The 14,018-nt window shown below is 57.9% G+C and carries 8 protein-coding genes; 7 read left to right on the top strand and 1 reads right to left on the bottom strand.

Annotated features, from left to right (window positions below; genetic code table 11):
• Positions 1-145 precede the first annotated feature (145 nt).
• Positions 146-3,418 carry a pullulanase-type alpha-1,6-glucosidase gene (pulA, locus tag K7H21_RS23130; protein ID WP_223035392.1) on the top strand — a complete coding sequence of 1,091 codons (3,273 nt, stop codon included), beginning with the start codon at positions 146-148 and terminating at the stop codon, positions 3,416-3,418.
• A 71-nt stretch (positions 3,419-3,489) separates the two neighbouring features.
• A complete protein-coding gene (gspB, locus tag K7H21_RS23125) occupies positions 3,490-4,014 on the top strand; it encodes a type II secretion system assembly factor GspB (protein ID WP_049114208.1) in 525 nt (174 codons plus the stop codon).
• A gap of 29 nt (positions 4,015-4,043) precedes the next feature.
• Here the strand turns inward: gspB and pulS are convergent, their stop codons facing one another.
• A complete protein-coding gene (pulS, locus tag K7H21_RS23120; protein WP_004129085.1) occupies positions 4,044-4,421 on the bottom strand; it encodes a GspS family T2SS pilot lipoprotein variant PulS in 378 nt (125 codons plus the stop codon).
• 695 nt (positions 4,422-5,116) lie between these two features.
• Here pulS and mrcB point away from each other — a divergent pair.
• The 5 genes from mrcB (at position 5,117) to fhuB (ending at position 13,905) form a co-directional block, all read left to right on the top strand.
• Positions 5,117-7,669: a bifunctional glycosyl transferase/transpeptidase gene (gene mrcB / locus K7H21_RS23115; protein WP_004129087.1), complete on the top strand. Its 2,553-nt coding sequence runs from the start codon at positions 5,117-5,119 to the stop codon at positions 7,667-7,669.
• A 274-nt stretch (positions 7,670-7,943) separates the two neighbouring features.
• Entirely contained in the window at positions 7,944-10,193 is a 2,250-nt protein-coding gene (gene fhuA, locus K7H21_RS23110) for a ferrichrome porin FhuA (protein WP_004129088.1), read from the top strand.
• A 45-nt stretch (positions 10,194-10,238) separates the two neighbouring features.
• Positions 10,239-11,036, top strand: coding sequence for a Fe3+-hydroxamate ABC transporter ATP-binding protein FhuC (fhuC, locus tag K7H21_RS23105; RefSeq protein WP_196564773.1), 798 nt, complete (start codon positions 10,239-10,241; stop codon positions 11,034-11,036).
• Positions 11,036-11,926, top strand: a complete 891-nt coding sequence (fhuD, locus tag K7H21_RS23100; protein ID WP_223035391.1) for a Fe(3+)-hydroxamate ABC transporter substrate-binding protein FhuD — start codon at positions 11,036-11,038, stop codon at positions 11,924-11,926. Before fhuC ends, fhuD begins: the two co-directional genes overlap by 1 nt.
• Positions 11,923-13,905: a Fe(3+)-hydroxamate ABC transporter permease FhuB gene (gene fhuB / locus K7H21_RS23095; RefSeq protein WP_004129092.1), complete on the top strand. Its 1,983-nt coding sequence runs from the start codon at positions 11,923-11,925 to the stop codon at positions 13,903-13,905. The genes fhuD and fhuB overlap by 4 nt, the downstream gene beginning before the upstream one ends.
• Positions 13,906-14,018 lie beyond the last annotated feature (113 nt).

Below are 14,018 nucleotides of genomic sequence, written 5' to 3'. Positions count from 1 at the left end.
CAGCATATACCCTAAATAATTCGAGTTGCAGGAAGGCGGCAACGCAGTGAGTCCCCAGGAGCGTACTTAAGTACGTGACTGGGGTGAGCGAGGCAGCCAACGCATATGTAACTTGAAGTATGACGGGTATTAAAGGGACTATCGAATGCTCAGATATACCCGTAATGCCCTGGTTCTGGGATCGCTGGTTTTACTTAGCGGCTGCGATAACGGATCCTCTTCTTCTTCCTCTGGAAATCCCGACACCCCTGGTAATCAGGATGTCGTTGTACGTTTACCTGACGTTGCGGTGCCCGGCGAAGCGGTCACGGCAGTAGAAAACCAGGCGGTCATCCACCTGGTGGATATTGCCGGCATCACCAGCAGTAGCGCGGCGGACTACAGCAGCAAAAACCTCTACTTATGGAACAACGAAACCTGCGACGCGCTGAGCGCGCCGGTAGCGGACTGGAATGACGTCAGCACCACGCCGAGCGGCAGCGATAAATATGGCCCGTACTGGGTGATTCCGCTCAACAAAGAGAGCGGCTGTATCAACGTCATTGTCCGCGACGGCACTGATAAGCTGATCGATAGCGACCTGCGGGTGTCGTTTGGCGACTTCACCGATCGTACGGTTTCGGTGATCGCCGGTAACAGCGCGGTCTATGACTCCCGCGCCGACGCTTTCCGCGCCGCTTTTGGCGTCGCGCTGGCCGAAGCCCACTGGGTCGATAAAAATACGCTGCTGTGGCCGGGCGGACAGGACAAGCCCATCGTGCGCCTCTACTACAGCCACAGCAGTAAAGTGGCGGCGGATGGCGAAGGCAAATTTACCGACCGTTACCTGAAACTGACGCCGACTACCGTCAGCCAGCAGGTCAGCATGCGCTTCCCGCACCTTTCCAGTTATGCGGCTTTTAAGCTGCCGGACAATGCGAACGTTGACGAGCTGCTGCAGGGCGAAACGGTCGCCATTGCCGCCGCAGAGGACGGGATCCTGATTTCCGCCACACAGGTGCAGACGGCGGGCGTCCTGGATGACACCTATGCCGAAGCGGCGGAAGCGCTGAGCTACGGCGCGCAGTTGACCGACGGCGGCGTCACCTTCCGCGTCTGGGCGCCGACCGCTCAGCAGGTGGATGTGGTGGTCTACAGCGCGGACAAAAAAGTGATTGGCAGCCATCCGATGACCCGCGACAGCGCTTCCGGCGCGTGGTCATGGCAGGGCGGTAGCGATCTGAAAGGCGCGTTCTACCGCTATGCGATGACGGTTTATCACCCGCAGTCGCGCAAGGTTGAACAGTACGAAGTCACCGACCCGTATGCGCATAGCCTGTCGACCAACTCGGAGTACAGCCAGGTTGTCGATCTCAACGACAGCGCGCTGAAGCCTGACGGCTGGGACAGCCTGACGATGCCGCATGCCCAGAAGACGAAAGCGGATTTAGCGAAGATGACGATCCATGAATCGCATATTCGCGATCTCTCTGCGTGGGACCAGACCGTTCCGGCCGAACTGCGCGGAAAATACCTTGCGCTGACCGCCGGCGACAGCAATCTGGTGCAGCATCTGAAGAAGCTCTCCGCTTCAGGCGTCACGCACGTTGAGCTGCTACCGGTCTTCGATCTGGCGACGGTGAACGAGTTCAGCGACAAAGTCGCCGATATTCAGCAACCGTTCAGCCGCCTGTGCGAAGTGAACAGCGCGGTGAAAAGCAGCGAGTTCGCCGGATACTGCGACAGCGGCTCCACGGTGGAAGAGGTACTGAATCAGCTTAAGCAGAGCGATAGCCAGGATAATCCGCAGGTGCAGGCGCTGAATACGCTGGTGGCGCAGACCGACTCCTATAACTGGGGCTACGATCCGTTCCACTATACGGTTCCTGAAGGATCCTACGCGACCGATCCGGAAGGCACGGCGCGCATTAAAGAGTTCCGCACCATGATTCAGGCGATCAAGCAGGATCTGGGGATGAACGTCATTATGGACGTGGTCTACAACCACACCAACGCCGCGGGCCCGACCGACCGCACGTCGGTGCTGGATAAGATCGTGCCCTGGTACTATCAGCGTCTGAATGAAACCACCGGCAGCGTCGAATCCGCCACCTGCTGTTCCGACTCCGCGCCGGAGCATCGGATGTTTGCCAAGCTGATCGCCGACTCGCTGGCGGTGTGGACCACGGACTACAAAATCGATGGTTTCCGCTTCGATCTGATGGGCTATCACCCGAAAGCGCAAATTCTGTCAGCGTGGGAGCGCATTAAGGCCCTGAACCCGGATATCTACTTCTTCGGCGAAGGCTGGGACTCTAACCAGAGCGATCGTTTTGAAATCGCCTCGCAGATTAACCTGAAAGGTACCGGCATCGGCACGTTCTCCGATCGCCTGCGCGATTCCGTGCGCGGCGGCGGCCCGTTCGATTCCGGCGATGCGCTGCGTCAGAACCAGGGCGTCGGCAGCGGCGCGGGCGTGTTGCCAAACGAACTCGCCAGCCTGAGTGATGACCAGGTCCGCCATCTGGCCGATCTGACCCGTCTGGGGATGGCCGGTAACCTCGCTGATTTTGTGATGATCGACAAAGACGGCGCGGCGAAGAAAGGCAGCGAAATTGACTATAACGGCGCGCCTGGCGGCTACGCCGCAGACCCGACGGAAGTCGTCAACTATGTTTCGAAGCACGACAACCAGACGCTGTGGGACATGATTAGCTATAAAGCGTCCCAGGAAGCCGACCTGGCGACCCGCGTTCGCATGCAGGCCGTTTCGTTGGCGACGGTGATGCTGGGGCAGGGGATCGCGTTCGATCAGCAGGGCTCGGAACTGCTGCGTTCGAAATCCTTTACCCGCGACTCCTACGATTCCGGTGACTGGTTCAACCGCGTAGATTATTCCCTGCAGGATAATAACTACAACGTTGGCATGCCGCGCATCAGCGATGACGGCAGCAACTATGACGTAATTACTCGCGTCAAAGAGATGGTTGCCACTCCGGGCGAAGCGGAGCTGAAGCAGATGACCGCGTTCTACCAGGAACTGACCGAGCTGCGGAAATCCTCGCCGTTGTTCACCTTAGGCGACGGCAGCGCGGTAATGAAGCGCGTTGATTTCCGTAATACCGGTTCAGACCAGCAGGCCGGTCTGCTGGTGATGACCGTGGATGACGGGATGAAAGCGGGCGCCAGCCTGGATAGCCGCCTTGACGGCCTGGTAGTGGCGATTAACGCCGCGCCGGAAAGCCGCACGCTGAATGAGTTTGCCGGTGAAACGCTGCAGCTGAGCGCGATCCAGCAGGCGGCGGGCGAAAACTCGCTGGCAAACGGCGTGCAGATTGCCGCTGACGGCACCGTCACCCTGCCGGCCTGGTCCGTTGCGGTGCTGGAGCTGCCGCAGGGCGATGGCCAGGGCGCCGGGCTGCCGGTAAGCAGTAAGTAAAACCATAACCTCCCGGCCCGCGGGGCCAAAACCCCGGGCCGGGATGGTGTGTCTTGATTAAGGAGAAACCCGTGCTTATTCGCCCGCAAGAGCCGTACCCGCAGTCTGAGCCCCCGGCGGCGGTGGGAAGAATGGTGCAGATCCCCTACGTGACCGTACCGCTGTACGCCGCGCTGCTGATTGCGCTCGGATGGTTCGGCGGCGAGCAGTGGCGGAACAAGCCCGAGCCGCAGTCGATGAGGCCGCCGGTAGCCCATGCGGCGTTAGTTCCGCTGAATCAACCTGCGGTCAAAGCTGCCGTGGCGCCGGTTAACGCCGAGCCCGAAATTGAGGCTGAACCGGAAATAGCGATAGATGAAGATAACCTGCCGCCTCTGCGCTACAGCGCGCACGTCTACGCCTCGCTGGCGGAGAAACGCAGCATTGTATTAAACGGACAATCCTGGAGGGAGGGCGATTCGCCGCTGGCAAACCTGGTTATTGAGCAGATTCAGCAGGATCTCACCGTATTTAGCTTCAACGGTAAAACATTTACCCTCGCGGCGCTGGATGACTGGCCGGGTGGGAAGATTGAGGAGAGTCCGCAGGCGGAATAAAAATTGCGCGAGCGGAATTAAAATAAGCGCTATTTATTGCCGCGCAGGCTATCAATAAAGGGCGCCAGCTGGCGATTAAACTGGCTGCATTTTGTCGCTTCCGGGGTACTGTCCTGCTGGAGTTGTTGATATAGCTGCGTGCTGCGTTGGCTTAAAAGATTAGCGTCAATATTCGCCCATCCGCGCTTTTTACCCACGTTTATTGCCGCACGGTTAATCGCTTCATCGGCGGGAAGATCGCTGCGGTTGCACTTATTCTTCAGATAGCGCGCCCCGGCAGCGACGGAGGCAAGCTGCTCTAGCTGGGCCTGACCGCTCACGGCAGGACTGAGGGTTGTCGGGCGATTTTGCTGACAACCTGAGAGCAGGACGACCGCCATCAGCGGAAATAGAATAAAGTTGCGCATAATATATTAATCGGAAAAATTAATTGGCTGACAGTTTAACAAATATTTATCCGTAGTCATCAGAAAATCTGCCAAATTATATACCCTAAATAATTCGTGTTGCTTAAAGGCGGCAAGGGAGTGAGTCCCCAGGAGCATAGATAACTATGTGACTGGGGGAATGAGCGTAGCCAACATATAAGCAACTTGAAGTATGACGGGTATAAATGTTAAGCGGCTCTCGTTTTTATCATTGTGCGCTTTTAAATTCCTTTTCTTTCATCTGCGTTATTCCTTTTTGCTGGCGGAAATACTATTTTCCGGCGTTGCCGTTCCGCTTTCTTTTGGCGGCATGTAGAAGGATACGGACGGACATGTTTATGTTGTTAAAAAACATAATAATTTCCCTTTTGTTACCTGATGAGCATGTAAAATGCTGGTTAAGAATGTCGCGGTTTAGTGCTATCCTGTATCGCCTGGACAACAAGTACCGTGTCCCGAACTATTCTGTCGATGAAGCCGGTAACAATGTGATTTGTATGGTGAATTTTTAAAGTGAAAATCATGCGAGCGACATGATAACGCGTCGCGCAGTTCATAAATGGTCGCCTGAAAGCCAAAACGGTCGGGCGTCAATTTGAGAGATTTCTTCTTTCCCCCAATCGGGGAAACATTGAGAATCAGGCCTTTACGCCTGTAAGTTGCGGAGAAAAAGCATGGCGGGAGATGACCGCGAGCCGATCGGACGGAAGGGGAGACCCTCGCGCCCGGCAAAACAAAAGGTAACTCGTCGTCGGGTTCGGGAAGAGGACTACGATGACGATTACGATGATGACTATGAGGATGAAAAACCGATGCCGCGGAAAGGAAAAGGCAAAGGCGGTAAACCCCCTCGTCGTAAACGCGCCTGGCTATGGCTGCTGATTAAGATTGGGGTTGTCTGCGCGGTGTTGATTGCCGCCTATGGCGTCTACCTCGATCAGAAAATCCGTAGCCGCATTGATGGTAAAGTCTGGGATCTGCCCGCCGCGGTCTATGGCCGGATGGTCAACCTTGAGCCGGATATGCAGATCAGCAAAAACGAAATGGTGCGCCTGCTTAACGCCACGCAGTATCGCCAGGTGAGCGCGATGACGCGCCCGGGCGAATATACGGTACAGGCCAACAGCATCGAGATGATTCGCCGTCCGTTCGATTTCCCGGACAGTAAAGAAGGGCAGGTGCGCGCGCGTCTGACCTTCAACGGCGATCGCCTGGACACCATCGAGAATATGGATAATAACCGCCAGTTCGGTTTCTTCCGTCTCGATCCGCGCCTGATCACCATGCTGCAATCGGCCAACGGCGAACAGCGTCTGTTTGTTAAGCGCAACGGCTTCCCGGATCTGCTGGTCGATACCCTGCTGGCGACGGAAGACCGCCATTTCTACGAACACGACGGCATCAGTCTCTACTCGATTGGCCGCGCGGTGCTGGCGAACCTGACCGCCGGGCGTACGGTGCAGGGGGCGAGTACGCTGACCCAGCAGCTGGTGAAGAACCTGTTCCTCTCCAGCGAACGTTCTTACTGGCGTAAGGCTAACGAAGCCTATATGGCGCTGATCGTTGATGCCCGCTACAGCAAGGATCGTATCCTTGAGCTGTATATGAACGAAGTGTACCTCGGTCAGAGCGGCGATAACGAGATCCGCGGCTTCCCGCTGGCGAGCCTCTATTACTTTGGCCGTCCGGTGGAAGAGCTGAGCCTCGATCAGCAGGCGCTGCTGGTGGGGATGGTAAAAGGCGCGTCGGTCTACAACCCATGGCGTAACCCGAAACTGGCGCTGGAGCGACGCAACCTTGTGCTGCGTCTGCTGCAGCAGCAGCAGGTTATCGATCAGGAGCTGTATGACATGCTGAGCGCGCGTCCGCTGGGCGTACAGCCGCGCGGCGGGGTTATCTCTCCGCAGCCGGCGTTTATGCAGATGGTGCGCCAGGAGCTGCAGGCGAAACTGGGCGACAAAGTGAAAGATCTCTCTGGCGTGAAGATCTTCACCACCTTCGACTCAGTCGCGCAGGATGCGGCGGAAAAGGCGGCGACGGAAGGTATTCCGGCGCTGAAGAAACAGCGTAAGCTGCCGGATCTGGAAACCGCGATGGTGGTTGTCGACCGCTTCACCGGCGAGGTGCGGGCAATGGTCGGCGGGGCGGAGCCGCAGTTTGCCGGCTATAACCGCGCAATGCAGGCGCGCCGTTCGATTGGTTCACTGGCAAAACCGGCGACCTATCTGACCGCGCTGAGCCAGCCGAACCAGTATCGTCTCAATACCTGGATTGCCGATGCGCCAATCTCGATTCGTCTGTCTAACGGCCAGACATGGTCGCCGCAGAACGACGACCGTCGCTACAGCGATAGCGGTAAAGTGATGCTGGTCGACGCGCTAACGCGTTCAATGAACGTGCCGACGGTGAACCTCGGGATGGCGCTGGGCTTGCCGGCGGTGGTCGATACCTGGACTAAACTGGGCGCGCCGAAGAATCAGCTGAACGCGGTTCCGTCGATGCTGCTGGGGGCGTTGAACCTGACGCCGATTGAAGTGGCGCAGGCGTTCCAGACCATCGCCAGCGGGGGCAACCGCGCGCCGCTGTCAGCGCTGCGGTCCGTTATCGCCGAAGATGGCACCGTGCTCTATCAGAGCTATCCGCAGGCGGAGCGCGCGGTGCCGGCCCAGGCGGCTTACATGACGCTATGGACCATGCAGCAGGTTGTGCAGCGCGGTACCGGTCGCCAGCTGGGCGCGAAGTATCCGGGTCTGCATCTGGCGGGTAAAACCGGGACCACCAACAACAACGTTGATACCTGGTTTGCCGGTATTGACGGCGGTCAGGTGACCATTACCTGGGTGGGTCGCGATAATAACCAGCCGACCAAGCTGTACGGCGCCAGCGGCGCGATGTCGATTTATCAACGCTATCTGGCAAACCAGACCCCGACCCCGCTGGTGCTGACGCCGCCGGAAGATGTGGTGGATATGGGGGTCGATGGCAGCGGTAACTTTGTCTGCAGCGGCGGCATGCGTTCGCTGCCGGTATGGACGACCACGCCGGACGCGCTGTGCCGCCAGGGCGAACAGATCCAACAGCAGCAGCTTGAACAGCAACAGGCGAATAACCCGTTTAATCAGTCCGGGCAGCAGCAGCCGCAGCAAAACCAGCAGCAGCAACCGCCGAAGCAGGAGAAGAGCGATGGCGTCGCGGGCTGGATTAAGGATATGTTCGGCAGTAATTAACGATCCGCTTCATCCTTCAAGCCGACGTTTCGTCGCTTAAATGGATGCTGAAATAAAGGCCCCCTAATACCTCAGTATTAGGGGGCCTTTTTATATCGATAAATTAATTAACACCCGCTTAACTCCACACTTACCGTCTGGTTATTTATTCATCCTTTGATATTTCGTCAGGGGCATATTTCTTGCCTTGCCGCGATCGTTTCGCCTATTATGTCAGCCGTTATAATAATAATTCTCGTTTACGTTATCATTCACTTCTATTAGAGATATACCCATGGCGCGTCTTAAAACTGCTCAGCCAAATCACTCGCTGCGTAAACTCGCAGCTGTAGTAGCCACGGCGGTTAGCGGCATGTCTGTTTATGCACAGGCGGCAGTTGAACCGAAAGAAGAAACCATTACCGTTACTGCCGCTCCGGCCCCGCAGGAGAGCGCCTGGGGACCGGCAGCGACCATCGCGGCGCGACAATCGGCCACCGGAACCAAAACGGATACGCCTATACAAAAGGTGCCACAGTCTATTTCCGTGGTGACCGCTGAGGAGATGGCGCTACATCAACCGAAGTCCGTTAAAGAAGCACTGAGCTATACGCCTGGTGTTGCCGTGGGAACGCGTGGTGCCTCTAATACTTATGACTATCTGATCATCCGCGGTTTCGCTGCTGATGGCCAAAGCCAGAATAACTTTCTGAATGGCCTGAAAATGCAGGGTAACTTCTATAATGATGCGGTGATTGATCCCTATATGCTGGAGCGTGCGGAAGTCATGCGCGGTCCGATTTCCGTACTTTACGGAAAGAGCAGTCCGGGTGGTTTGCTGAATATGGTCAGCAAACGTCCTACAACGGAGCCGCTAAAAGAAGTCCAGTTTAAAATGGGCACCGATAATCTATGGCAGACCGGTTTTGACTTCAGCGATGCGATTGACGAGGACGGCGTTTATTCTTATCGCCTGACTGGTCTGGCGCGCTCCGCTAATGCACAGCAGAAGGGCGCTGAGGAGCAACGTTACGCGATTGCACCCGCTTTTAGCTGGCGCCCGGATGACAAAACTAACTTTACGTTTCTCTCCTACTTTCAGAATGAGCCGGAGACTGGTTACTACGGGTGGTTGCCGAAAGAGGGAACGGTGTCACCGCTACCGAACGGTAATCGTCTCCCAACCGACTTCAACGAAGGCGCCAACAACAATACTTACTCACGTAATGAGAAAATGGTTGGCTATAGCTTTGACCACGAATTCAACGATACCTTTACGGTGCGCCAGAACCTGCGTTACGCGCAAAATAAAGTTTCGCAGAACAGTGTCTACGGCTATGGCATGTGTTCTGACCCACTTTATTCGAGCAACCCAACCACCAGCCCTTGCGCCAGTGTTCCTCAGTCACAATGGGGCCATACGCTGACCCGGCAGTACGTTATTGATAATGAAAAATTACAGAATTTCTCTGTCGATACCCAATTGCAAAGCAAGTTCGCAACCGGTTCAGTAGATCACGTTCTGCTGACTGGCGTCGATTTCATGCGGATGCGTAACGATATCGATTCCTGGTTTGGCTATGCGGGTTCAGTGACGCCATCCGATATCTATAATCTCGATCGCAGCGATTTTGATTTTGGTTCGCACCCAGGGCCATCAGGTGCTTATCAAGTGCTGAATAAACAGAAACAGACGGGTCTTTACGTACAGGACCAGGCGCAGTGGGATAAAGTGCTGGTTACTCTGGGTGGCCGTTACGACTGGGCGAAGCAGGATTCGTTGAACCGTGTTTCCGCTACGCAGAGCTCCAGAAATGATAAACAATTTACCTGGCGCGGTGGTGTTAACTACCTGTTCGATAACGGTATAACGCCTTATTTCAGTTATAGCGAATCGTTTGAGCCAGCCTCGCAGACCGGCGCAAGCGGTAATGTTTTTGCTCCGTCTAAAGGTAAACAGTACGAAGCTGGTGTGAAATACGTACCCAACGATCGTCCTATCGTGATTACCGGTGCCCTCTATCAGTTGACCAAAACCAATAACCTGATGGCCGATCCTGCAGGTTCGCTTTTCTCGGTTGAAGGTGGTGAAATTCGTTCGCGCGGCGTGGAGATTGAAGCCAAAGCTGCGCTTTCAGCTAGTGTCAACGTTGTCGGTTCTTATACCTATACCGATGCGCAATACACTACGGATACCTCCTACAAAGGTAACACGCCGGCACAGGTGCCAAAACATATGGCATCCCTGTGGGGGGACTACACCTTATTTAACGGTCCTCTGTCTGGACTGACATTGGGTACTGGCGCACGTTTCACTGGCTCCAGCTATGGTGATCCAGCGAACTCCTTTAAGGTGGGTAGCTACACGGTTGTTGATGCATTAGTCCGTTATGACCTGGCCCGCGTGGGTATGGCGGGTTCTAACGTGGCGCTTCACGTGAACAACTTGTTTGACCGAGAGTATGTGGCAAGCTGCTTTAATACTTATGGCTGCTTCTGGGGCGCTGAGCGCCAGGTTGTGGCGACCGCGACTTTCCGTTTCTAACCACTTAACGGGCGCGGTTCGCCGCGCCTCTGACCAGGTTCCGTTATGCAGGAAAACATTCCGCACTCCGATACGACGTTTTCACTGGACCGCGTGACCTTCCGCGTGCCCGGCCGAACGCTGCTGCATCCTCTGTCGTTAACCTTCCCGGCGGGAAAAGTCACCGGCCTGATTGGCCATAACGGCTCCGGTAAATCAACGCTGCTGAAAATGCTTGGCCGCCATCAGCCGCCGTCGGACGGGGATATTTTGCTCGACGGCCAGCCGCTCGACAGCTGGGGCAGCAAAGCGTTTGCCCGCAAAGTCGCCTATCTGCCGCAGCAGCTGCCGCCGGCGGAAGGCATGACGGTGCGTGAGCTGGTGGCGATCGGCCGCTACCCGTGGCACGGGGCGCTGGGGCGTTTTGGCACGGCGGATCGGGAGAAAGTGGAAGAGGCGATAGCGCTGGTCGGGCTAAAACCGCTGGCCCACCGGCTGGTGGACAGCCTCTCCGGCGGTGAACGCCAGCGCGCGTGGATTGCCATGCTGGTGGCCCAGGATAGCCGCTGCCTGCTGCTTGATGAACCGACCTCGGCGCTGGATATCGCCCATCAGGTGGATGTGCTGGCGCTGGTTCATCGCCTCAGCCAGCAGCGCGGGCTGACGGTGATCGCCGTACTGCATGATATCAATATGGCTGCGCGCTACTGTGACTATCTGGTTGCGCTGCGCGGCGGTGAGATGATCGCTCAGGGAACGCCCGAGGCGCTGATGCGCAGCGAAACCCTGGAACAAATTTACGGCATCCCGATGGGGATCCTGCCGCATCCGGCTGGCGCAGCGCCGGTAAGTTTTGTCTATTGATGGAAAACCTCACATTCATCACGCGGCGGCGCCTGCTGACCGCGATGGCGCTGTCGCCCCTGCTATGGCAGATGCGCGGCGCGCGGGCGGCGGAAGTGGATCCGCAGCGTATTGTCGCGCTCGAATGGCTGCCGGTAGAGCTGCTGTTGGCGCTGGGCGTCACGCCCTACGGCGTTGCCGATATCCCTAACTACCGGCTGTGGGTCAATGAACCGGCGCTACCTGACTCGGTGATTGACGTCGGGCTGCGCACAGAGCCCAATCTGGAGCTGCTGACCCAGATGAAGCCATCGTTTCTGGTCTGGTCGGCGGGGTATGGACCTTCGGCGGAAAAGCTGGCGCGTATTGCGCCCGGGCGAGGATTTACCTTCAGCGACGGTAAGCGCCCGCTGACGATGGCTCAGCAGTCGCTGAGCGAAATGGCTGAACTGATCGGTAAGCAGCAGCAAGCGAAACGTCATCTGGCTGAGTTTGACGCGCTGATGGAGAGTCTGCGTCCGCGCTTTGCCCGGCGCGGCGCTCGTCCGCTGCTGATGATCACTCTGCTTGATACCCGGCACGTGCTGGTTTTTGCGCATAACAGCCTGTTCCAGGAAGTGCTCGACCGTTTTGCCATCAACAATGCCTGGCAGGGGGAAACCACCTTCTGGGGTAGCGTCACTGTGGGTATTGACCGGCTGGCGGCATATAAAGACGCTGACGTTATCTGCTTCGACCACGGCAATGCGCGAGAGATGGCGCAGCTTATGGCGACGCCGCTGTGGCGGGCGATGCCGTTCATTCGCGAAGGGCGTTTTCAGCGCGTCCCGGCGGTATGGTTCTATGGCGCGACGCTATCGGCGATGCATTTTGCCCGCGTGCTGGCCGATGCTCAGGGAGGCCCGGCGTGAGATCGCGAATTTCGCCTTTGGCGGCATTACTGCTCTTAATTCTCCTTAGCGTGGCTTCGGCGCTAACGCTGTTCAACCTCAACGTGGCGCTGCCGCGAAGCGAGTGGGGACAGGCGCTGTGGCAGCCGAATATCGATAATATTGCCCAGATGCTGTTCCACTACAGCCTGCTGCCGCGGCTGGCGATATCGCTGCTGGTCGGCGCCGGGCTGGGGCTGGTGGGCGTGCTGTTCCAGCAGGTGCTGCGTAACCCGCTGGCGGAGCCGACGACGCTCGGCGTGGCGACCGGGGCGCAGTTAGGCATGACGGTGACCACGCTGTGGGCAATCCCTGGCGTGCTGGCGTCGCAGTTTGCCGCGCTGGCCGGAGCATGCATTGTCGGCGCGCTGGTATTTGGCGTTTCGTGGGGCAAACGCCTCTCGCCGGTGACGTTGATTCTGGCAGGATTGGTGGTGAGTCTCTACTGCGGCGCGCTTAATCAACTGATGGCGATCTTCCATCATGACCAGCTGCAAAGTATGTTCCTGTGGAGTACCGGCACCCTGACGCAGACCGACTGGAGCGTGGTGCAGCGGCTGTGGCCGCAGCTGCTGGGCGGAGCGATGCTAACCCTCCTGCTGCTGCGTCCGCTGACCCTGATGGGGCTGGACGACGGCGTGGCGCGCAACCTCGGTCTGGCGCTCTCGCTGGCGCGGCTGGGGGCGTTGACCCTGGCGATTATCATCAGCGCCCTGTTGGTGAATGCGGTGGGGATTATTGGTTTTATCGGTCTGTTCGCGCCGCTGCTGGCGAAGATGCTGGGCGCTCGCCGACTGCTATCGCGCCTGCTGCTGGCGGCCCTGATTGGCGCGCTGCTGCTGTGGCTCTCCGATCAGCTCATCCTGTGGCTGGCCCGGGTGTGGATGGAGGTCTCCACCGGTTCGGTGACCGCGCTGATTGGCGCGCCGCTGCTGTTATGGCTGCTGCCGCGCCTGCGCAGCATTAGCGCGCCGGTGATGAACGGTGGCGATAAAGTGCTGGCTGAACGCCAACATGTGCTGTGGTTCGCGCTGGGCGGGCTGGCTATTCTGCTGCTGGCCATCGTCGCGTCGCTGGCTTTCGGCCGCGATGCGCAGGGCTGGCACTGGGCCAGCGGTACGTTACTGGATCAGCTGATGCCCTGGCGCTGGCCGCGCATTCTGGCGGCGCTGTTCGCTGGCGTGATGCTGGCGGTAGCGGGCTGCATTATCCAACGCTTAACCGGAAATCCAATGGCCAGTCCGGAAGTGCTCGGCATCAGCTCGGGCGCGGCGTTCGGCGTGGTGCTGATGCTGTTCTTGGTGCCGGGAAATGCCTTTGGCTGGCTGCTGCCCGCCGGTAGCCTCGGTGCGGCGGCGACGCTGCTGGTCATTCTGATTGCCGCCGGGCGCGGCGGATTTTCGCCGCACCGTATGCTGCTGGCGGGGATGGCGCTGAGCACCGCGTTTACCATGCTGCTGATGATGCTGCAGGCCAGCGGCGATCCGCGAATGGCGCAGATCCTGACATGGATTTCCGGCTCCACCTACAGTGCGACGCCGGAGCTGGTGGTGCGCAGCGGCGTGATGATGCTGATCCTGCTGGCGCTGGCCCCGCTTTGCCGCCGCTGGCTGACGATTCTGCCGCTGGGCGGCGAGGCGGCGAGGGCGGTCGGTATGGCGCTGACGCCGTCACGCATTGGGCTACTGCTGCTGGCGGCATGTTTGACCGCGACCGCGACGCTGACGATTGGTCCGCTCAGTTTCGTGGGGCTAATGGCGCCGCATATTGCGCGTATGATGGGCTTCCGGCGTACGATACCGCATATGGTGATCTCTGGCCTGATTGGCGGAGTGCTGCTGGTATTCGCCGACTGGTGCGGCCGAATGATGCTGTTCCCGTACCAGATCCCGGCGGGCTTGTTGTCGACTTTTATTGGTGCGCCGTACTTTATCTATCTATTAAGAAAACAGAGCCGGTAGCTTTTCCGCATCGCGATGCCCGGCGGGTGTCGCGATGTTATAAGCCGCTTATTGATTTTCAAAGAGTACAGCACTTCGGAGAGGCATTGCCGGGGCTGAGCAGCCCCGGCAAT

The sequence above is a fragment of the Klebsiella sp. CTHL.F3a genome (assembly GCF_019890895.1).
Taxonomy (GTDB): Bacteria; Pseudomonadota; Gammaproteobacteria; order Enterobacterales; family Enterobacteriaceae; genus Klebsiella; species Klebsiella grimontii.
Note: the sequence above shows the minus strand (reverse complement) of the source record. Positions and strands in the feature narration are given on the sequence as shown.

Excerpts from the sequence above, each read along its gene's own strand:
- fhuA (WP_004129088.1), top strand. The coding sequence starts at position 7,944 with ATGGCGCGTCTTAAAACTGCTCAGCCAAATCACTCGCTGCGTAAACTC.
- mrcB (WP_004129087.1), top strand. The coding sequence starts at position 5,117 with ATGGCGGGAGATGACCGCGAGCCGATCGGACGGAAGGGGAGACCCTCG.
- fhuD (WP_223035391.1), top strand. The coding sequence starts at position 11,036 with ATGGAAAACCTCACATTCATCACGCGGCGGCGCCTGCTGACCGCGATG.
- fhuC (WP_196564773.1), top strand. The coding sequence starts at position 10,239 with ATGCAGGAAAACATTCCGCACTCCGATACGACGTTTTCACTGGACCGC.
- pulS (WP_004129085.1), bottom strand. The coding sequence starts at position 4,421 with ATGCGCAACTTTATTCTATTTCCGCTGATGGCGGTCGTCCTGCTCTCA.
- pulA (WP_223035392.1), top strand. The coding sequence starts at position 146 with ATGCTCAGATATACCCGTAATGCCCTGGTTCTGGGATCGCTGGTTTTA.